The sequence below is a fragment of the Sodalis sp. RH20 genome (assembly GCF_047324205.1).
Lineage (GTDB): Bacteria > Pseudomonadota > Gammaproteobacteria > Enterobacterales > Enterobacteriaceae > Acerihabitans.
The window spans coordinates 2,673,128-2,693,872 of the sequence record NZ_CP178733.1; the positions used below are offsets into that span (position 1 = coordinate 2,673,128).

The following is a 20,745-nucleotide window of genomic DNA, read 5'->3' on the forward strand; positions in this document are numbered from 1 at the left end:
CCCTATTGGTTTTGTTGTGAGCAGTCCTGCAATTCGCCGGTCAGCGTAGGGGCCAACACCGCGAATAACTGCGCCTTATCATGGTTGGGATTACAGGCGAGCAAGGCGTCGAGCTGCTGTTGCCAGCGCAGGGTATCGCCGAGCCCGAGGGCTGCCAGGGCGCCGACAAACAGGCAGTGCTGACGGTGGTTTTGTGCCGGGTCATTGTCCAGCACCACTAAATCGGGCAGGGATACCGCAAAGAAGTCCGTCGCCACCGGCCGGTCGAGGGCGGCGTCGGACCAGTGCCGCAGGGCGGTAAAGAGGTCGTGCGCCTCCCGGACGCGGCCCAGGCGCGCCAGCGCCGCGCCCTGGTAGAACACATAATCCACCGGCTGATCGTTGTAATAACGGCTTTCATTGACCTCGCCGTTGCCCCGTGCCGCCCGTTGAAAATGCGCCCGCGCCTGTACGTCGTCCCCCAGGCGCTGCGCGCAAATGCCCAGCCAGAAGTAAATATCGTTGTCGGTTTGCCCCACCAGCCGCCCTTCCCCCAGGTTCGGCGGATAGCGCAGCGCCGCCTGCAGGCTTAACGACGCGGTATGCGGCTTACCCGCCGCAAGCGCGCCATGGGCCTGGCGAAGCTGCGCGATCAGGTATTGGGCGGTCACTTTGCCCTCGCCGCCTTCCCAGGGGTGGAAGACATGGGACAACAGCACCGACAGCGCTTTTTCCGGTTGCCCGAGCTGATTATATAAACTCAGCAGCTCGGCAATCAGGTCGTCGCGCCGGAGGACCACAGGCATATGCGCCGTCAGTTTGGCCAGGCGTTCCGCCGGTTTGACCCCGCATAACCTGCGCAGGCAATCCCCTTCAAACAGCAGGCGCGCGTCGGTGGGGGCCAGGGTGAACGCCTGTTCCAGATGGCGGGCGGCCAGCCGGCGATCCTGTTGCTTATTGAAATAGAAAACCCCCAGGTCGCGCCAGACGCCGGCAAAAGCGGGCTGCAGCGCAAGACTGCGCCGCCAGCAGTCCACCGCCCGCGGGTAGTTGCGTTTGCTGTAATGGAAGCACCCCAGCAGATACTGGGCGAAATAGCACTCAGGCAGTTGTTCCAGCATCGCCACTTCCGCCAGTTGGTTGGGGAACCGCACCAAGCGGCCGAAGTTATCCCGCGCCTGCTGCAGTAACGCCAGGTATTGCCCTGGCGAAAGCGTCCCTTTTGCCAGGACGGCGCGTAAATACAGCGGCAGGGTTTCCCGGCTGTCGAGCAGCGTCAGGATGGCGAGGGCCTCGTCACGCAGGCCGAACGATAGCAGGGTAGTGGCGATGCCCAGGGCGTTAACGCCCCGATCGCCGGTGACCCGGCGCAGCTCGGCAAGCGATGCTTCCTGGTTATCAAACAGATAACGCAGGGCAAACAGCACATAATGCAGGGGATAGACCTGCAGTTGCCGTTCAATATACGCCAGGCTTTCAGCCGGCCGGCCGGTGCGTTGCAGCAGGACGGCCCTCAGCGCCAGCAGCGGATAATTGGCGCCGTTGTTCAGCAGGCTCTGGTCGGCAAAGGCTAACGCGTCCCGCCACTGCCGGCGGCGGGCGGCGATGCGCGCCAAACCGAAAAAGCCCCCTTCCTTGCCGTTGCCGCTCCAGGTCGCGCGATAAAAATCTTCATAGGCGCGATCCCATTGCCGCAGGCGTTCCCAGGCACAGGCGCGTATCAGGCTGGCGCCGCCGTCCTGCGGATTTTTATTCAGGCGATGGCTACGGGCTAAAGCGGCATCGGCATAGGCGATCGCCTGCTCATAGCCGGCACGGTTATACTCTTTTATCGCCAGCGCCAGGTTGCAACGGTAGTCGCCGGCGTCCAGGGCCAGCCCTCGCCGGTAATACTCGTCCGCGCCCTGTCCGGCATGGTTATATTGTTCCAGGTGCTGGCCGATAAACCAGGCTTCGTCGGCGCTGTCGATATCGGCGGGCGGGCGCGGAGGCTGGGCCGGGGCCGGCAAAGGCGCGTCCGTGGGCTGGTGCTCAAGGTAGCTGAGGACCACGTTATTCTGCGTATCCCTGAGTTCGATGGACAACCGGCCGGAAAAATCGCCCGCTAATTCTTCCTGTAACGCCTGGGTGGGGGTCAGGTCCACCGTGATATCCAGTAGCGGCGCAGGCAGGCGCTGGTCGCGGATAACCAAACGATACCCATGCAGTATCGCCACCGCGTAGAGCCCCCATATCAATCCCGCCGCGGTTCTTTCGAGTTTCAGGGCGGCGGTGGTATTGGCGTTTTGCAGCGTGCCCAGGGTATTGTAAGGGAGGAAATTCTGCACAAAGCGCTTTTCTTCCCCGGCATCCAGCCAGCTGAAATCCGGCTGGTTATCGGTAAATACCCCGGTCATCAATTCAATATAGGGGCCATTGGCGTCGGTCAAGTTAGCGTCCCAGGCGCGGCCGAACTCGCCGTTGCCCCAGGTCCACTGTTTTTTCCCGGGCGACACATGATGATCGGCAATATGCAGTAAGCCGCCCTGCTCATCATGGCTGTAAGCGCCGACAAAATCGTAGTCCGACTTATAGGCCATATACGAGGTGGGCACCGGGATATTCTTATAACGGGAAATATCCACCCCGGCGGAATAATCGACTTTATAGTAGGTGCCGGTGGCGATGGGAAACGTGGATACATCGCGTTTGCCGTGATCAAATACCGCGGTGACATCGGGCGGAAAGATGCTTTGGTGATCGTCGCCGCCTTTTACCGCCGGATTCGCCCACCATAAAAAATGACGGGGCGTATCGTTGCCGTTGAAGATCCTGGCCGAAATTTCGATTAACGCCCGATCCGGATACAGGGTAAACCCGGTCATGACCTGCAGGCCGCGCATAGGCTCCAGCTCGCCCAGCCAGACCGTGCATGCGCCGTCCTCGTGCTGTTGCAGCCGGTAATCCACCGGCATATAGGTGGTCGGCCGGTGATGCTGCGGCCAGTTGAATTCGATGCCGCCGGATATCCACGGCCCGAGCAGGCCCACCAGGGCGGGCTTAATCACCTCGTTGTGATAAACAAAATCGCGCTGTTTGATCTTGTCGTAGGCGCGCTGGATACGCCCCCCCAGTTCCGGCAACAGCATGACCCGCAGATAATCGTTTTCCAGCCACAGCGCCTGATATTCCCGCGGCGCTTTTTCCCCGGTCAGGGTATCCGTTACGCCGTAGGGATAGACCGCGCCGGACGATCCCTGGTACACCCGATGTTCCAGAAACATCGGATGCGTATCCTGCCCACCGGTCAGGTAAGTGGGAATCGACACGCTTTCCCGCCACATCTTCACTGTACCTGTCATAGCCGCCTCAATTAAAGTTTTGATTAAACAAATCAGAGGAGGCAGTATAAAGGACAGTTTGTGGTCAATATTCGTCAAGCGGTCACGCAATACAGTTAAGTGAGTTGAGTGAATGAACCTCTGCGGCATGAACAGCCATATGATGCGCGGTCATAATAAAGCAGTAATAATCAGCCACTTATACCGCGAAAAAATCGCCAGCAAGTCTACGCTGGCACGATTAAGTCAATTGAGCATCCAGGCGGTGAGCAATATTCTGGATGAATTGCTTGCGGAGGGTTATTTGTGCCGTTCAGCACGCAATTTGCACAAGCGCGGCAACAACAGCGGCAGCTTCCAGATCGCCACCCGGGGCAATATCCTGTGCCTGAATATCTCGCCTTTTTTGATTGAAAGCGTCCTGGTGGATGGTCTGGTCCGGCCGCTGCAGCCCCTGCGGCAGCAGCCGGCGCGGATTGCCACGCCCGGGCAATTGGCGCAGGAAATCGAGCGGCAGTACCATGGATATCGCCAGCATGATCCACAGACGCCGCTGCGCATTGCGCTGTCCATCCACGGCCAGGTCAATCCGCGCACCGGCGTGTCGGAAAGAATGCCCCAGGCGTTGTGGCACGAGCCCGTTGAACTGCGTTATCTGCTGGAAGAGAAACTGGCTACCCGGCTGTTGATGGACAATGATTGCGTGATGCTGGCGCTGGCGGAGAAATGGCAGAACCGGGCTAACGCCGGTGATTTTTGCGTTATCAACGTCGATTACGGCATCGGCTCATCCTTCGTTATCGATCGTGACATCTATCGCGGTACGCTGTTCGGCAGCGGCCAGATCGGCCATACCATTATCGATCCCGACGGGGCGGCCTGCTCGTGCGGGCGCTACGGTTGCCTGGAGACCATCGCCTCGCTCTCTTCCCTGAAGAAAAAGGTCAGGATGCAGTTAAAAATGACCCCGGACAACGACCTGGAAAACCAGCAGATCACCACCGCCTGGCTGCTGAGTCAATTCCACGCCGGCAACCCGTCGGTGCGCCTGCTGGTGCAGAACGCGGCGCGGGCGATCGGGCTGAGCCTGTATAATTTCCTCAATATCCTGAATATCAACCGTATTTATCTCTACGGCCGCAGTTGTCAATTCGGCGCCGACTGGCTGGCGATCATCCATGAGCAAACCCGCTATAATCCCTTCGATCACGCCGAGACCGCCATAGACAACGCGACACAGATTTTGGTGGGCGGATTGAGCCGGCAACAGCAGGTGATGGGCATCGGTTTTCTCTATGCCGAGGACATCCTGAAAAACGGACTGTTCGATCGCGCCGCGCCGGAGGTCCAGGCGCGGCAGGAATGACCGCGCTGCGCCCGAACGGCGGAAAACGGCCGCCGGCGCTACTGGCGCGTCAGGCGCAGTCCGTTCGCCACCACCAGCAGGCTGGCCCCCATATCGGCGAACACCGCCATCCACATGGTGGCCATGCCCAGCATGGCCAGGATCAGGAAGGCGGCCTTGATGCCCAGGGCCAGCGTAATATTCTGCACCAGCACCCGGCGCGTGGTGCGCGACAGGCGCACGAAGCGCACGATTTTATTCAAATCGTCATCCATCAGCGCCACATCGGCGGTTTCAATGGCGGTATCCGTGCCCGCCGCCCCCATGGCAAAACCGATATCGGCCCTGGCCAGGGCGGGGGCATCGTTGATGCCGTCGCCCACCATGCCGACCTTGCCCTGGCGCGCGTACTCCTCCACCGCGCGCAGCTTGTCCTCCGGCAGTTGATCGCCCAGGGCCTCGTCGATGCCGACCTGGCTGGCGATGGCGCGGGCGGTATGGGCGTTATCGCCGGTCAGCATCACGGTTTTGATGCCCAGGGCCTGCAGCGCCTTGATGGCGGCGCGGCTGCTTTCCTTTACGGTATCCGCCACCGCGAACAACACCAGTACCCGTTCGCCGTCGCTGAGCATGATAACGGTCTTGCCCTGCGCCTCAAGCGCGCCAAGCCGCGCCTCCAGCTCGGGCGTACACACCCCCAGTTCATGAATCAACCGATGGTTGCCAAGCTGGTACTGTACGCCGTCCACCGTGCCGCGCACGCCGCGTCCCGGCAGCGCGCCGAAATCGGCGACGTCCGGCGGCGGCGCGTCATTGCGCCGGTTCGCCGTCGCCACGGCGCGGGAGACCGGGTGATCGGAGCGGGAGGCGATGGCGGCGGCGATAAGCACCGGGTCCCGCCCCTCCCCCTGCGCCAGCGGCACGGTATCGGTCAGCGCCGGTTTGCCATGGGTAATGGTGCCCGTCTTGTCCAGCGCCAGCCAGGCGAGCTTGTGGCCTTCCTCAAGATAGACGCCGCCCTTGATCAGAATACCGTGGCGGGCGGCCGCGCCCAGGCCGCTGACGATGGTCACCGGCGTCGAGATCACCAGGGCGCACGGGCAGGCGATAACCAGCATCACCAGCGCCCGGTAGGCCCATTCGTACCACCCGCCGCCGAACAACAGCGGCGCTCCCAGGGCGATGGCCAGGGCGAGGACAAACACCGCCGGCGTATAGATCCGGGCGAACCGGTCGATAAAGCGCGCGGTGGGCGCGCGCGCGCCCTGCGCTTCCTCGACCGCATGGATAATGCGCGCCAGGGTGGATTGGGTGGCGGCGGCCGTCACCCGGAACTCAAACGCGCCCGATCCGTTAATCGTGCCGGCGAACACCGTATCGCCGGCGGTTTTTTCCACCGGCAGGCTCTCACCGGTAATGGGCGCCTGATCCACGCTTGAGGTGCCGTCCGTGATCACGCCGTCGAGAGCGATGCGCTCGCCGGGTTTTACCCGCACGATCCGGCCCGGCGCAATATCCCCGGCGGCCACATCGACCCAGCCGCCGTCCGGCAGCCGCACCGTCGCCAGTTCAGGGCTGAGCTGCACCAGTCCACGGATGGCGTTGCGCGCCCGGTCCAGGGATTTGGCCTCGATAAGCTCGGCCAGGGTAAACAGCACCATCACCATGGCCGCTTCCGGCCATTGGCCAATCAACATCGCCCCCGTGACGGCGATACTCATCAGCGTATTGATATTCAGATTGCCGTGGCGCAGCGCAATCCAGCCTTTCCGGTAAGTTTCCAGGCCGCAGACGGCAATGGCCGCCAGCGCCAATACCGCCCCCGCCCATTGGGGCCATCCCGCCCAGTGGCACGCTTCCGCGCCCAGCGCCGCCGCGCCCGCCAGCGCCAGCGGCCACCAGGGTTTAGCCGCCGGCGTCTCCGGCGGCCGAGCGTCCACCACCGGGCTGCTGTCCATGCCCAGCGCGCGGATCGCCGCCTCGACGGCGGGCAGGGTGCCTTCGCTATGAGCGACGGTCAGCACCTGCCGCATCAGGTTGAACTCCATGCCCTGCACGCCGGGCATACCGCCCAGCGCCTTGCGGATCATGCCCTCTTCCGTCGGGCAATCCATCTGGGCGATATACAGGCGGCTGATCAGGCTGCCGGCGGGAAAGCCGGCCGCGCCCGGACTGGCCGCGCCGGCGGTGGCGGAGTGCGCCGCATCCGTCCGGCAGCAGGGCTGAGGCGGGTTATCCTGGCCTAATGGCCCTGAAACACGGGCGCGACAGCAGTCGCGGGGGGTGGTGATGGGGGTCATGCGCTGAAAAGCCATGTTGTGCTCCTGTTAGCATCCGTTATGGCGTATTGCACACCCTGAAGCTACTATAGAGTCAAGCCATATAATAAAGGAGCCCGTGATGAAAATCGGTGAAGTCGCGTTAACGGCGCATTGCACGGTGGAAACCGTGCGTTTTTATGAAAAACAGGGTTTGCTGCCCGCCCCCCTGCGCACCGCGGCCAATTACCGCAGCTATACGCCGCAGCACGTGGAGCGCCTGCGGTTTATCCGCCACTGCCGCGTGCTGGATATGACCCACGGGGAAATTCGCCAGTTGCTGGATCTGGTTGAAAAGCCCGATGCCGGATGCGGCGCGGTCAACCATCTGCTTGAGGAGCATATCGCCCACGTGGAGGCGCGCATCGCAGAGCTTACCCAGCTTAAGGGGCAGCTTACCGACCTGCGCCGGCGCTGCCAGCGGGAACAGCGGGTGGATGGCTGCGGCATTGTGCAAGGCATTGCGGCAATGGACACCGGGCCGGCGCCGGAGCGGCATACGCATTTGGGCTGAATGTCCGATCTCGGCGGATGAACGGGGTAACCCGCCGCCCAGCGCTAATTATCTTAGACGCCTGACGCCGTCGGCAGGACGAGGACATTGCCGGGGCCGGCATCGGCCGCTTTACCCCTCGCGGTTGGCGACATGAGGGGCAAACCCTGGCTCCGCCGGGAGGCAGGATGCCGCGCCACTCAGCGTGGTTGCTTTGCCAAGCCCGTGGCCAGGAACGCGCGCAGCCTTGCCACCCCCTGTGCTAGCCTGTCCTGCGAACTGGCGAAACACCAGCGGATACAGCCCTCGCCCGCCGGGCCGAACGCACTGCCCGGCGCCAACCCCAGCCCGGCGTCGGCCACCAGCGCCTTGCACAGCGCCAGGCTGTCCCGCAGCCCCGCCACACGGAAAAAAAGATACATGGCGCCCTGGGGCAAGGGCGTTTCTATCTGCGCAAAGGCGCTCAGTTCGCGGTAGAGAAAATCCCGCGAGGCCTGGAATCGGGACAGGGTGTCGCGCAGCGCCGCCTCCCCCTGGCTGACCGCCGCCAAGCCCGCCTTTTGCACGAATGCCGGCGCGCAGCTGCTGTTATATTCGATTAATTTACCCATATCCTCGATCAGCGTATCGGGCACCACCATCCATCCCAACCGCCAGCCGGTCATCATCCAACTTTTGGAAAAGCTGTTAATCACGATCAGTCGATCCCGCGCATCGGCAATATCAAGAAACGACGGCGCACAGCGGTTTGCGGGCATGTCAAACACTATGCGGCCGTAGACCTCGTCGGAGACAATCCAGATACCGTGCCGGCGGCAATGCGCCAGCACCATCGCCTGCTGCGCCGCCGACATTACCCAGCCGCTGGGATTATTCGGCGAGTTAATCACCAGCGCCCGCGTGCCCGGCGTCAGGGCGGCAAGCAGCGTCTCCATATCCAGGTGCCAGCGGGAGACGTTTTGCGGTTCACGCAGCAGCCGCAGCGGCACTTCCGCCACCCGCGCGCCGAGAATTTTCGGAATTTCCACCAGGTTCGGCCACACCGGCGTCACCACCACCACCCGGTCGCCGGGACGGTAAAGCGCCTGCGCCGTCAGCATCAGCGCCGACACGCCGGAATTGGTCACGGCAATGCGGTTTTCGTCTACCGGCCGGTGCCAGGACGACAGATAACGCGCCAGCGCCTCGCGCAGCGCCGGCTCGCCCAGGTTGGGGGTATAAAACGTCTCCCCCGCCGCCAGCGACGCCTGCGCGGCGGCGCAGATAAACTCCGGCGTGCTGCGATCCGGTTCGCCAAACCAGAACGGCAGGATATCCTCGCGGCCAATAGCGGCGTTGGCCACCTCGCGGATGGCGGAAAAACGCAGATCGCGCACGCCGGACTGCATCAGCGGCGCATCATCGGGGCCGGGCGGCAGAGCGCCATCGTCTGACAGTGACATGTCTTCGCCTTGTAAAAGATGAACGGCCGTGACCGTCGTCACGGGATTGCCCCAGATTAACAACGTTCGGCTGAAAAAGGGAGGCCGGCGCGCTGATATCCCGCCGGCAATCTATTATTCCGCCGCGCCTTCCCGCGCGCGCAGCGACTCGCGCCAGCGCGGCTGGTCGCAGATATTGCCAAGGAACTCGATTACCACGTGCGCGCCCAGGTAAGACGTCACGCCGGAGCCGACATCCAGCAGCGGGTTGACCTCGACAAAATCAAAACCCACCACCTGATAGCGTTCGGCTATCGTCTTCAGGCTGTCGCGCAATTCGGCGTAGGTCATGCCGTCCGGCTCCGCCGAGACGCAGCCCGGCACCAGCGACATATCCAGCACATCCACGTCGATGCTGACATACACCCTGGCGTTTTCCGGCAGCAGCGCGCCGATACCCTGCGGCCCGATGCGCCGGAACTCGCCCATCGGTATCACCCGGTTTCCCCCCTCAATCACCTGCTCAACGATTTCCGCGCTGTGGCGCAGGCTGCGAATGCCAATCTGCGTCAGGCTGCTGACCTTGGCCCGCTCCACCACATGGCGGAAAGCGTGGCCGTTGGTGTATTGCATATCCTGCTCCAGCGTGCCGTAATCCGTATGGGCATCAAAATGCAGTACGTGGATATCGCCGTCAAACGCACGGAACACCGGGTAGGTAATCGAATGGTCACCGCCCAGGATCACCGGCAGCGCGCCGCCGTCCAGGATGTGCTTAACCGCGTCGGTGATAAGCTCAAAGGTTTTTTCAACATTGGTGGGATGGATATCCACATCGCCGGCGTCCACGATCAGCCCGCCGCGGACCTCCTCGCCGAGGAATTCCCGCTTTGCCTCCGGGGAATAATAACCGCGATGCTCGCTGCAAAAACGCAGCGAGTGCTCGCGTAGGGAGCGCGGCGCCATACGGGTGCCGGGCATAAAGGGCGAGCCCTCATCGAAGGGAATGCCCAATATGGCGATGGCCGCGTCCAGTTGGGTGATATCAGGCGCAATCCTGGCGCGTAAAAACGAAGGAATGCCGACAAACGGCCGGTTGACTCGGGACATGATGTTACTCCTGGGTAGAGGGATTATCGCGCCCCGACGCATAGGTCAGGGTCAGAAACTGCCGCAGGCGGGGATCGCGCGGGGAACCGACCAGCTGTGACACCGGCCCTTCCTCGACAATGCCGCCCTCGCACATAAACGCGAGACGTCCGGCAACGTTCACCGCAAAACGGATATCGTGGGTGACAATCAGCATGGCCATGCCGCCCTGCGCCAGCGAGCGCAGCAGCGTCTGCACCTCGCCCACCAGCTCCGGGTCAAGCGCCGAGGTGGGCTCGTCGAACAGCATCACCGCCGGGTCCATCACCAGCGCCCGGGCAATCGCGGCGCGCTGCTTCTGCCCGCCGGAGAGCTGCCAGGGATAGCGGTCGGCTACCTGGGACAGCGCAAACTGCGCCATTTGCCGTTCCGCGCGCGCGTGGGCTTGTTCACCGCCGCGGCCCAATACCACCCGTTGCGGCGTGACGATGTTTTCGCGTACGGTGAGGTGCGGCCACAAATTGAACTGCTGGAATACCATCCCCAGCCGGGGGCGCAACATATCGATCTGGCGCCGGGACTGGTGGCGGATGATTTCCCCTTCCCGCCGCCGGCCGAAAGGGGCGCCGTTGATCTCGATAAAACCTTCATCCGGCGTTTCCAGCCAGGTCACGCAGCGCAGCAGCGTGCTTTTGCCACAGCCGCTGGGGCCAATCAGCGCCACAATTTCACCCGGGGCAATATCCAGATACACCTGATTAACGGCGCAGACCTGGCGAAAGCGTTTGCTGACAGCGGTGACGCGCAGAGCGGGCGGATTATTCATGGCATGTTCCGCCAGTCAAGGGAGAGGTAACGCCGGGCAATGGCGCTGCGCTGGATAGCATGGCGGCTGGGTTGCCCGCCGCCCAGCTCCACGCGGCGGGCAATCTCGGCGACAAGCGCGGCGATAAGCCAGTACAGGATGGTAATGGCGATAAACACCTCGAACGGCGCGAAGGTGGCGCCCTGCACCACCAGGCCTTGATAGGTGAGTTCCGGCACGGTGATGGAACTGAGCACCGCCGACTCCTTCATCATGGTCAGCGTCATATTGGTGGTGGGCGGCACCACCGCGCGCAGGACCTGCGGCGCGATAATATGGCGCATGGCCTGCGCGGGCGACATGCCTATCGCCCGGGCGGACTCAAACTGGCCGCGCGGCAGAGCCTGGATGCCGGCGCGCAGGATCTCGCCGTAGTAGGCGCTGGCATAGAGCGCCAGCGCCAGGGTGCCCACCACCTCGGCCGGCAGGCGCAGGCCGGTATAGGGCAACCCGTAATACACCACGAACAGAAAAATAATAAACGGCGCGCTGCGCAGGCAGGCGATATAGAGACCGATCGGCGCGGCCACCACCCGCAGCGGCACCAGGCCGAGTAGCGCCACCGCCATGCCCAGCAGGTAGCCGATGGCAAAGGCTATCAGCGTGATTTTCAGTGTCAGGCCGGCGCCCTGCAATAATAGCGGCCAGTAGGGGTAAAGCACGGTGAAATCAATATGCATACGTCATACCCGGGCGTCCGCTGCCCTGGCCTCCAGGTAGCTGCCGATGGCGCTGAACGCCAGATTGATCGCCAGAAAAATCAGCGCCGCGCCAAGCAGCGTTTCAAACGGCCGGTAATTACCGCCGGCAATTTGCTGCGCGGTGCGCAGCACGTCCACCACGGTAATGACCGATAGCAAGGCGGTGCCTTTGACGATAATCGTGGCTTCGTTGACAATGACCGGAATCATCCGCCGGAACAGCTGCGGTAATACCACGCATTGCCATATGGCGCGTGGGGGCAGGCCGAGCGCCGCGGCGGCTTCGATATGCCCCGGATCGAGGGTGGCAAGGCCGCCGCGCATGGCTTCGGCCAGGAATACGGTACTGTTGAGGGTAATGGCGATTATGCCCGCCGCCTCGGGGCTGAGGTCCAACCCCAGAGCCGGCAATACGTAATAACAAATAAAAATCTGGATCAGCAGCGGCGTGCCGCGCACAAAGCTTATCAGCACCGCGGACGCCCTCCCCAGCCAGACGATTTTTTTCGCCCGCAACAGGGTAAACCCGGTTGAGAAAGCCAGCACCAGCAAAAAAATAATCACGGCCAGGCTAAGGTTGACCCATGCCGCCTCCAGTAAAGGCGGGAAACTGGAAAATAATGTTTGCCAACTGAATTTCATCGCCGGGTCTCCGCGTTCGGTTTAATGAAAATTATTGCGCGCCGGGGGGAAGATAGCCGCTATCCGGGATGTCCATGGTAAAACCGAACCATTTTTGCTGAAGTGTCGCCAGGCGCCCGTCATCACGCATGCTGCGGATAACGCCGGAGATAGCATCGCGCAAATCCTTATCTTCCGGACGGGTGACCCAGGCCAGGTAGTCATAGCCGCCCTGGTTGGGAATCGCCGTCATCAGCGCAAAGGTATCCGGCCGCTGTTTTACCAATACCGCCAGGCTCGGCAACGATTGCACCACCGCGTCCACCTCGCCGTTGGCCAGCGCCATATACGCTCCCTGGAAATCGGTAAACAGCTTGAGCTGCTTATACCCCGCGCCGCCGTCGGCCTTCAGTTTGGCGTCCAGGGCGCGCGCCACGGGTTCGGTGGACGACGCCAGCTGGGTTGCCACCACCTTGCCGTTAAGATCGGCCAGCTTGGCCAATGCGTCACCCTTGCGCTTGAGCAGATACGGCGCGCCGTTGGCAATGGGCAGGGTGTAGGCATAACGCTTGGCGCGCTCTTCGTTAATTCCCACCGTGGTGGCGACGAAATCAAACTTACCGGCCAGCAGCCCCGGCAAAATGCCCTGCCAGGGCAGATCCAGCTGTTTTACCTTCACCCCCAGCGTCTTGGCCACTTCCACCAGGATATCCGACCCATAGCCGACGATTTTGCCATCCTGCACAAACTCGAAGGGGGGAAACGCCGCCTCGGTGCCGACGGTAACGGTGCCGGTGCGTTTGATTTTTTCCAGCGCGGTTTCAGCCGAGGCCTGGCCGGCAAGCAGCCCAAGGCCGGCGCACAGCAGTACCAGCCGGACAATAAACAGGTGACGGGTTTTACGCATGATTAACTCCCATTGAGGACCGGTAAGGTGGCGTCAAGACTGCGCCGTGACAAAATAATCCGCCCGCACCGCCGCGCCGATCACATTCACCATCAGGCGCGCGGCGGTAATACAGCTGATATGATTCACATCTTTGGCGGGGGTAATTTCGACGATATCCATGCCCACCACTCTGCCCTTGCGTACCAGGGCATGGATCAGGCGGCGCACCTGATGAAAGGTGAGGCCGCCCGGCGCCGGGGTTTCCACCGCGGGCATCACCGTAGGATCCAGGCCGTCCGCATCGATGGTGATATAGAATTGACCGCCGTCGGGGATGCGGTCGATAACGGCGTCGATGCCCGCGTCGTGGACCTCGAAGGCGGGAATGATATGCGCGCCATAGGCCAGCGCCGCGTCCACTTCCTCGGTGCGGGCGCTGCCCTGGGCGCGAATGCCGATCTGGAAGATTTCGCCGATATGGGCCATTTCTGACGCGCGGCGGATGGGGCTGGAAAGACCGTTGCGTACGCCGTTCACCTCATTGCGCCAGTCGATATGCGCATCGATCTGAATCAGGGTAATCGGCCCCCGGCCCTCGAACGCCGCCAGGATGGGAATGGGGATGCCGTGGTCGCCGCCCAGAGTAATGGGCATGGCGCCGGCCGCGAGGATTTTACGGATCGCCTGCTCGGCGCGCGGGGTATGGCTGCTGAGATCGGCGGGATCCGCCAGCACATTGCCCACGTCCACCAGCTTGATCGGCCGGTTATCCAGGATCGGGCCGCCGACGTCGAAATCATACTGATCCTTGCCCTTGCTGACGGTGTCGCTTACGGCGCGCACTGCGTCGGGGGCATGGATCTGATCGTTGCTGATGGCATGAGGGGCGTAGGCATTGCCGTAGGGCAGGCCGATAATGGCGATATGCGCGTCCAGGTGGTCGAGATCGGTGGACACCGGCGATCGCAGGAAGCCCTGGGGGCCGTGGGAGGGCGGAACGGTAAGGGGTTGCGACATGTGCTGCTCCTGAAGGATGGGTAACGCTTGGGAGTATAGATCGGTTGCCGGCCGCGCTTGGTAACCGCCGGTGAACCTATGCGTGTATGGCGTACACCCTTTTCGCCGGCAACATGCATCCGGCCCGCTCCCGAGCCCCAGGATGGGGCATGCCTGCTCAGATAAAGAGCAGCCGTGGCCGGCGGTGACGCATCACCGCCGTCTCCCGGCATGGCATTTATCTTGCATATTGTCTTTTGCATATTGTCTTTTGCATGTTGTATTTTGCGCGTCGTTTTTTTGCGCACGTTTTTGTTGCAGGGTCCGTTTGACCCACTCTGACCGCTCTCAGGGCGCGCGTTAAGCGCGCCTTCCGATGTAGCCCCGACGTTAGGCAGCGAAACATGAATCAATCCGCCAAAAATCTTAAACCCGTGCCGCCTCTGACGGAGGCCGATCTTAAACTGCTGCGCATCTTCCGCATGGTCGCCGAGGCCGGAGGTCTGACCGCGGCCGAGGAGGCGCTGAACATCGAGCGGTCCACCATCAGTCGCCATCTCCAGAACCTGGAGGCCAGGCTGGGTGAAAAACTCTGCTTTCGCGGGCCGGCCGGTTTTCAACTGACGCTATTCGGTGAAAGTGTCTTAAGGGCATCCAGCCTGGCGGACGATACGCTGAAAAAAATACGTGACGATCTGAACGACGCGCGTAATATCCTGGCGGGCGATTTGACTATCGGCATCGCCGATAACTGCCTGTCCAATTCCGGCTCCAAGGTGTCCGAGGCGCTGGCGGCATTCCGCTCCATCGCGCCGGACGTCACCGTGCATCTGTCCATCCATCAGCATGATTCGCTGCTCACGCACATGCTTGACCGGCAATTGCATATTGGCATCAGCGGCATGCCGGAGACCAACCGGCAGTTGCAAAGCGTGCCATTGTTCAACGAGGCGTTCCGCCTCTACGTGGCCATCCCCTTCGGCCAGCCGTCGCCCGGGATGGCGGATTTGATTGACCAGAATTATGTCCTGGTCACCCGCGATCGCGATCCCTACAGTTCCCGGTTAAGCCAGCGGCTTAATATGAAACGCAAGGCCGTTGCCTCGGGACTGGAGGCGGTCGCCACCCTGATTGCCGCCGGCGGTTATGTGGGACTGTTGCCGACCCATTACGTGCAGACGCTGTCCCAGTTCTATTGTTTTGTTGAAGTCGCGGATGCGCAAACGTTCGCCTATGAAGTGACGTTTTCGCTGCTGTCGCTGCGGGGGCATCCCCTGCCCCCCAGCGGCCAGCGTTTTATGCGTTTATTGCTCAATTTAATGCACCAGGAAACCCGCGGCGGGTTCCCGCTGAAGGCGGCCAGCTAACGCCCGCCTATCGTGCCGTGCCGCCAGCGACGCGGCCGGGGCCAAGCCACGCCACGCGTATTACCGGGTGCTCGGCGCCGCCGTCTCCGGTATCCATGGCCCTTTCACCTCCCCGCCGGGAAAATCGCCGGTGAGAATACGCAACAGCATGTCGCGCGGCGTGTTATCGCCCTGCCCCTGGATGCTGACGATGTCCTGTGGACAGGCGGAAAACGCCACGTAGCAGTCCATTTCGGCGCGCAGGATAATGTAATCCCCCGGACGCGTCACCGTCGGCAGCGTGCTGAGCGTGATGCCGTCCGGCTGCACGCGGATGTTCATAAACACATTAAACGAGGCGAGATTGCCGTGCGGCAGGGCAACGCCCAGTTCCGCCAGTCCTTGATGCAGGTTATCGTGGCAGTTGCGATGCGGCTCCGTGCAGCCCAGCAGCTCATAGCGGCGGGCGTCGCAGGCCGCCATAAAGGTGTCGTGCACGCCCGGGGAGGTATCCGCCACCAGGGTCAGGATCGGATGGCGCTGATTGGTGATAAAACTGTCGCCCACCACCGGATTCAGGCGCTGGTTCCAGACCCGCGTCGCCTCCATGCACATGTACTCGCCCACGTCGCGGGCGTTATAAGCCCAGCAGTCCGCCACCTGGGTGCCGTGCAGGTTAATCAACTGCACCGCTTCACCCGCGGCCAGGCGGATCGCCTTGCCGTGGCGGGCGGGGATCAGCCGCTCATCGCGGCAGGTAAATTGTGCTTCCATTGGTCTTCTCCAGGTTAATTCGCCGTACGGCGGCTATAGCGCGTCATGCGCCGCTCCACCCGCCGGGCCAGAATGTCGATAACATTGTTAAGCAGCCAATAACACAGCGCCACCGCCAGATAGATTTCCAGCGGGGCGTAGGTGGCCGAGATGGCCTGCTTGGCGGCGTACATAAATTCCCGCACCGAGACAATCGACAGCAGCGCCGAGTCCTTGATCAGGCCAATCAGCAGGCCCGTCAGCGGCGACAGCATCTGCGGCAGGGTTTGCGGCAGCACCACGTCCACCAGGGCGCGGGTCCGGCTTAAACCCAGCACCCGCGTGGCTTCCCACTGCCCGCGCGGCAGGGCCGCCATCGCGGCCAGGATCACCTGCGCGACATAGGGAGCGTAATAGAGCGTCAGCGCCAGCACGCCCACGGTGGGCGACGAGAACGTGATGCCATATTCAGGCAGCACAAAATACAGCAGATAAATCACCACCAGCAGCGGCAGGCCGAGGGTCAGCGCGCGATAGGCGCGCAGCAGCGGCTGCCAGAAAGGCGGCGCGCGCAGCAGACACCACGCCAGCAGCGCGCCGGCAAGCCCCGCGCACCATGCGGCGATAAGACTCAGCAACAGCGTGATTTGCATCCCCGCCCACAGCGCGGGAGCCGACGAGGCAATGGCATGCCAGTCCATTATACCGGTCTCCCTTTGCCTTCGAGATAACGCGCCGCGCGCAGCAGCGGCAGGGCAATCAGCAGATAGCCGAGCGCCACCAGCAGCAGCACCTGGGCCGGCTCGTAGCTGCGGGCGATGACGATCTGCCCGGCGTAGGTCAGCTCGGTCAGCGCCACCACCGACGCCAGCGGCGTGGTTTTCAGCAAAAGGGTAAATTCGTTGACCAGCATGGGCAGGCTGGCGCGCATCACCTGCGGATTGACCACATACCACCAGGTGAGCCAGCGTCCAAGCCCGAGCGTGCGCGCCGCCTCCAGCTGTCCTGGCGTGACCAGGCGCCGGTTGACCCGCAGGATTTCCGCCACATAGGCGCCGCTGTTCATGCCGATGGCGATCGTCGCCGCCAGCAGCGGTTGCCCGCCCAGCCCGAGCCTGGGCAAGGTAAAAAACACCACGAACAGCTGGACGATGGCGGGCGTGCCGCGCATCAGGCTGACATACAGCCGGCCGGCAAAACGCGGTACCCCGCCCCGCCGCAACTGCAGGTAGCAGCCCAACTGGCCCAGCGCCAGGCTCAGCAGCGCCGCCAGCATCGTCAGTTGCAGGGTGACCCACAGGCCCCGCGCCAGCTCCGGCAATCCGGCGCTGACCTCAGCATCCAGCCCCATGGCTACCTCACTGAGCCGGAAAATCGGTCAACGCTTCCGCCGCCGATAGCCGCAGCGGCGCCGGACGGTCATTACCCTCGATCCCTGTGCAGCAGGCGCTGACGATAAACAGCGTATCCATCACCACCCGGCAGGTGATGCTGTCGCCGGCCCGTGTCTCATTAGGCCGCGGCGCGATAGCGCCATTGCGTTCCAGGTCCACATGCATAAATAAATTGACGGGGTCGGGCAGTTTCGGCACTGGCATCTTCAGGCGCGCCAGTTCGGCGGCCACCGCGTCCATACAGCCCTGCTGCCCGGCGTAACCGCGTCCGGCCAGCCACGCCGTGGTGGAGCCCGGCAGCAGCAGATCGTGGCGGCGCACGCTATCCTTGCCGAGCACCATAACCGGCCGGCGGCGGTTATTGACCAAACGCATGCCCGAGCCGAGCAGATAGCTGTTGCTAAAGACGCGCGTGTGATGCACCGACAGCCAGATCCCCGGATCGTCGACGCTGAAACCAAATAGCGAGGCGACCGCGCCGTCGCCCAGCGCGGTGATGCGCAGCAACTGTCCGCGCACTACGCGGATAGCACCCGCCGCGCCCGGCGTCACCATGACCGGCTCCGCCAGCGAACGCGTGGTTTTTTGGGCGGCAACATCCTCTTTCATCAGTAACATATCAGGCCTCGCCGGCGTTGGGTTGATCGGAGATAAGGATATCGATGGGGGTCACCTGTAGCCCGTTGCCGGGAATAATGTCTTGCGGACAGGACGACACGGCGCAGACCAGATCGCACAATGCCAGGAAGGTAATGCGGTCCCCCGCCCGGCTATGCGGATCGGTCACCTCCATTCGGCCGTCGGCGGTGACCGGGCCATTCTGGAACAGGTTGAACGGTTCCGGCAGGCTGTAGTAGGTAACGCCAAAGCCGCGCATGCCTTCCAGCAGGTTATCGACGCAGTTGCGATGCCCCTCGACGCCGAAGTCCACGCTGAACCGAGTACGGTCGCAGGCGGGCACGTTGGCGTCGTGAATGCCGATGCTGTCGTCGATAATACGCAACATGGCGCGGTTATCGCTTGACCAAAGCGCGTCGCCCGGCTTAAAGAACAGCGAGCGCAGGTGTTGGCGCGTATGCACCGGCGACAGCTTCTCGGCGGCATTCGCCGCGTTTACCGCCACAAAATCCGCCGCCTGCTGCCCCTCGCTGTCGATAATGGTGAGATATTGCCCTTTACGGACGGTGAATGCCCGGCCGTGCCCGGCGGGGACATGGACCTGTTGCTGACACATGCCTTACTCCTGCGGAATGAAATTATCGGCCGGCACCGTAAAGGTGGTGCCCAGGTATTGGGTTTGCAGCCGTGCCAGTTCGCCGGTTTTCTGCATCGCCAGGATACGGTCGCTGATAACCTTGTTCAGCGTGGCGTCCTCTTTGCGGGTGGCCCACGCCATCCACTGCGATGGGCCTATCTCGCCCACCTGCGCCACCTTGCCGGGATATTTTTTCGCGACAGGCGCCAGCACGGCGATATCGTCAATCACAAAGTCGGCGCGTTTGGTCATCAGGGTGCTGACGGTCTGGTCCAGCGTATCTACGCTGATGATGATGATAGGTTTAAGGCCTTTGCCTGCCAGTTGGTCATTAAAGGTTTTCAGCAGTTGTTCCGGCACGCTGGCGCTTTTTGCCGCGCCGCGCAGCCCCGCCAGGTCTTCCACTTTCAATGGCTTAGCGCTGAAATGGCCCGCGTCGGCTTGGCGTACCAGGATACCGTTGACGGTTTTACTGAAGGGCACGGTAAACAGCACCTTCTTCGCCCGCTCGGCGGTGACGTTAAGGGAGGAACCTTCGGTGTTGAAGGCGCCGGAGATCAGCCCGGGAATAATGCCGCTGAAGGCGGTTTTCTGAAACTCCAGTTTCACCCCCAGTTCTTTGGCTACCGACTGCATAATGGCGGCGCTGTAGCCGACCACCTCGCCTTGGTCGTTGGTGTATTCGTAGGGGGGAAAGGTGGGATCGATACCGACGGTCATTTTGCCGCTGGATTTGATATCGGCCAGCGTATCCGCCTGGGCCGTGGCGCAGTAAGCTCCTAAGGCCAGCAGCGCGGCGGCGAAAAAGGCGATTTTATTCATAAGGGTCATATCCTGGTGTGGTGGCGATGTCTAACAATTAGGCAGCTTTCATGCCACTTTTTACCGCCATCGTTATCCGCGCCGGGAGAGAAACCCTTTTTTCTGTATAAAATCAGAGTGAAACTATTGTTTCTTTATCATTATATTTTATTTCTTTTGTTTCTTAAGAGCCGTTTACAGCCGCGCCGGACCGGCGGTTGCCGCGCCGCCGGCGCACCATCCCCGGGCAAAATCTTGCGCTAATGCACCATGACGATCGGTTATTCCAGTTCATCAAGCCACTGGTGCACGGATTCGATTAGCGCCAGCTGATCGTTGCGGGCTTTGCCCCGCTCGCGCGCCACCAGCGAACACAGCAGGTTGCATACCCCCGAGAGCGACGCGGTGCTGTCAAAGATCAGGCTGCCCTCGGTGTGGCAGCGAATAATCCAGGTCGCCTGTTTCGAGGGTTTGCCGGAAAGGACGTCGGAGAGGTACAGCATCGGCACCCGCAGCTCCGCCATGGCGTTCATCGCCGCCTCCAGGGCGGGCATCCGGCGGCGCAGGCCGACGCAGATCGCCACGTCCAGCGGCCCCAGCACGGCAAGGTGCTCCGCCAGCGAATCGCCGGCGCGCGGCAGCAGCCTCACGTCGTGGTGAACATGGATCAGATCGCGATAGAGCATGGCGGCAATGGTCTGGCTGAATCGCCAGCCCATCACCACCACCCGGCGGGCGCCTGCGACCGCTTGCGTGATGTCGCCCAGTTGCTGCGCGTCCAGCGAGCGGTAGGTATTGACCAGGTTGGCCACCTCGCGCTCCAGATGGTTTTGGATCACCGCATCCAGCGGCGAGCCGGATTGAAATTGCTGCAGGTAAAGGGGCGAGCCGCTGTTTTGCATATCGCGCGCCTGCCGCCGGGCCGCGTCGTAATTGTCATAGCCCAGATGGCGGAAAAAACGCGTGGTGGTGGCTTTTGAGACGCCGGCGCTCCGCGCCAGCTCGGTGGCGGTATTCATCGCCAGTTGGCCCGGCGCGGCCAGAATCACGTCAGCCAGCCGCTGCTCATGGCTGGAAAGCTGCTCCCAGCATTGACGGATGCGGTTCTCAAGGGAGGCGGTTTTCACACTCATCAGATTTGTTGCCCTGGATAAATAAA

At 62.2% G+C, this 20,745-nt stretch carries 19 protein-coding genes; 3 read left to right on the top strand and 16 right to left on the bottom strand.

All coding sequences use genetic code 11. The annotated features are described in order from the left end of the window. Positions 1 to 2 precede the first annotated feature (2 nt). Positions 3 to 3,320, bottom strand: a complete 3,318-nt coding sequence (locus tag ACL2XM_RS12355) for a DUF5107 domain-containing protein (protein WP_410015573.1) — start codon at positions 3,318 to 3,320, stop codon at positions 3 to 5. Positions 3,321 to 3,432: 112 nt separating this feature from the next. Here ACL2XM_RS12355 and ACL2XM_RS12360 point away from each other — a divergent pair, with 112 nt between their 5' ends. After that, complete coding sequence (locus tag ACL2XM_RS12360) at positions 3,433 to 4,665, top strand: ROK family transcriptional regulator (RefSeq protein WP_413733049.1); 1,233 nt, start codon at positions 3,433 to 3,435, stop codon at positions 4,663 to 4,665. Positions 4,666 to 4,703: 38 nt separating this feature from the next. Here the strand turns inward: ACL2XM_RS12360 and ACL2XM_RS12365 are convergent, their stop codons facing one another. Next, positions 4,704 to 6,959 carry a heavy metal translocating P-type ATPase gene (locus ACL2XM_RS12365; RefSeq protein WP_413733050.1) on the bottom strand — a complete coding sequence of 752 codons (2,256 nt, stop codon included), beginning with the start codon at positions 6,957 to 6,959 and terminating at the stop codon, positions 4,704 to 4,706. Between the two features lie 85 nt (positions 6,960 to 7,044). Here ACL2XM_RS12365 and cadR point away from each other — a divergent pair, with 85 nt between their 5' ends. Then, the gene (gene cadR / locus ACL2XM_RS12370; protein WP_410015576.1) at positions 7,045 to 7,476 is read left to right on the top strand and encodes a Cd(II)/Pb(II)-responsive transcriptional regulator; all 432 of its coding nucleotides are present in this window, start codon (positions 7,045 to 7,047) and stop codon (positions 7,474 to 7,476) included. Between the two features lie 179 nt (positions 7,477 to 7,655). Here the strand turns inward: cadR and ACL2XM_RS12375 are convergent, their stop codons facing one another. From ACL2XM_RS12375 to ACL2XM_RS12405, 7 genes are all read right to left on the bottom strand, one after another. Beyond that, positions 7,656 to 8,897, bottom strand: coding sequence for a pyridoxal phosphate-dependent aminotransferase (locus ACL2XM_RS12375; RefSeq protein ID WP_413733052.1), 1,242 nt, complete (start codon positions 8,895 to 8,897; stop codon positions 7,656 to 7,658). Positions 8,898 to 9,011: 114 nt separating this feature from the next. Continuing rightward, positions 9,012 to 9,986 (bottom strand): arginase family protein, encoded by a 975-nt coding sequence (locus tag ACL2XM_RS12380; protein WP_413733054.1) that lies wholly within the window; start codon positions 9,984 to 9,986, stop codon positions 9,012 to 9,014. A 4-nt stretch (positions 9,987 to 9,990) separates the two neighbouring features. Further along, positions 9,991 to 10,791: an amino acid ABC transporter ATP-binding protein gene (locus ACL2XM_RS12385; RefSeq protein WP_410015579.1), complete on the bottom strand. Its 801-nt coding sequence runs from the start codon at positions 10,789 to 10,791 to the stop codon at positions 9,991 to 9,993. Then, on the bottom strand, positions 10,788 to 11,510 hold the full coding sequence (locus ACL2XM_RS12390) for an amino acid ABC transporter permease (RefSeq protein ID WP_413733055.1): 723 nt from the start codon (positions 11,508 to 11,510) through the stop codon (positions 10,788 to 10,790). Before ACL2XM_RS12390 ends, ACL2XM_RS12385 begins: the two co-directional genes overlap by 4 nt. 3 nt (positions 11,511 to 11,513) lie before the next feature. Beyond that, the gene (locus ACL2XM_RS12395) at positions 11,514 to 12,173 is read right to left on the bottom strand and encodes an amino acid ABC transporter permease (RefSeq protein WP_410015581.1); all 660 of its coding nucleotides are present in this window, start codon (positions 12,171 to 12,173) and stop codon (positions 11,514 to 11,516) included. A 31-nt stretch (positions 12,174 to 12,204) separates the two neighbouring features. Continuing rightward, complete coding sequence (locus ACL2XM_RS12400) at positions 12,205 to 13,059, bottom strand: transporter substrate-binding domain-containing protein (protein WP_410015582.1); 855 nt, start codon at positions 13,057 to 13,059, stop codon at positions 12,205 to 12,207. A 33-nt stretch (positions 13,060 to 13,092) separates the two neighbouring features. Then, complete coding sequence (locus tag ACL2XM_RS12405; RefSeq protein WP_410015583.1) at positions 13,093 to 14,058, bottom strand: agmatinase; 966 nt, start codon at positions 14,056 to 14,058, stop codon at positions 13,093 to 13,095. 383 nt (positions 14,059 to 14,441) lie between these two features. Between ACL2XM_RS12405 and ACL2XM_RS12410 the strand changes: the two genes are divergently transcribed. Continuing rightward, positions 14,442 to 15,404, top strand: coding sequence for a LysR family transcriptional regulator (locus ACL2XM_RS12410; protein ID WP_413733056.1), 963 nt, complete (start codon positions 14,442 to 14,444; stop codon positions 15,402 to 15,404). 60 nt (positions 15,405 to 15,464) lie between these two features. Here ACL2XM_RS12410 and ACL2XM_RS12415 read toward each other — a convergent pair whose 3' ends face one another. From ACL2XM_RS12415 to ACL2XM_RS12445, 7 genes are all read right to left on the bottom strand, one after another. Further along, positions 15,465 to 16,157 carry a DUF1989 domain-containing protein gene (locus tag ACL2XM_RS12415; RefSeq protein ID WP_410015585.1) on the bottom strand — a complete coding sequence of 231 codons (693 nt, stop codon included), beginning with the start codon at positions 16,155 to 16,157 and terminating at the stop codon, positions 15,465 to 15,467. A 14-nt stretch (positions 16,158 to 16,171) separates the two neighbouring features. Further along, entirely contained in the window at positions 16,172 to 16,837 is a 666-nt protein-coding gene (locus ACL2XM_RS12420; protein WP_410015586.1) for an amino acid ABC transporter permease, read from the bottom strand. Next, positions 16,837 to 17,487 (bottom strand): amino acid ABC transporter permease, encoded by a 651-nt coding sequence (locus ACL2XM_RS12425; RefSeq protein ID WP_410015587.1) that lies wholly within the window; start codon positions 17,485 to 17,487, stop codon positions 16,837 to 16,839. The genes ACL2XM_RS12420 and ACL2XM_RS12425 overlap by 1 nt, the downstream gene beginning before the upstream one ends. A 7-nt stretch (positions 17,488 to 17,494) precedes the next feature. Next, positions 17,495 to 18,148, bottom strand: coding sequence for an urea carboxylase-associated family protein (locus ACL2XM_RS12430; protein ID WP_413733058.1), 654 nt, complete (start codon positions 18,146 to 18,148; stop codon positions 17,495 to 17,497). A 1-nt stretch (position 18,149) separates the two neighbouring features. Next, positions 18,150 to 18,764 (bottom strand): DUF1989 domain-containing protein, encoded by a 615-nt coding sequence (locus ACL2XM_RS12435; RefSeq protein WP_413730625.1) that lies wholly within the window; start codon positions 18,762 to 18,764, stop codon positions 18,150 to 18,152. A 3-nt stretch (positions 18,765 to 18,767) separates the two neighbouring features. Next, the gene (locus ACL2XM_RS12440; RefSeq protein WP_413722521.1) at positions 18,768 to 19,607 is read right to left on the bottom strand and encodes a transporter substrate-binding domain-containing protein; all 840 of its coding nucleotides are present in this window, start codon (positions 19,605 to 19,607) and stop codon (positions 18,768 to 18,770) included. A gap of 260 nt (positions 19,608 to 19,867) precedes the next feature. Continuing rightward, positions 19,868 to 20,719, bottom strand: coding sequence for a MurR/RpiR family transcriptional regulator (locus ACL2XM_RS12445; protein ID WP_410015591.1), 852 nt, complete (start codon positions 20,717 to 20,719; stop codon positions 19,868 to 19,870). Positions 20,720 to 20,745 lie beyond the last annotated feature (26 nt).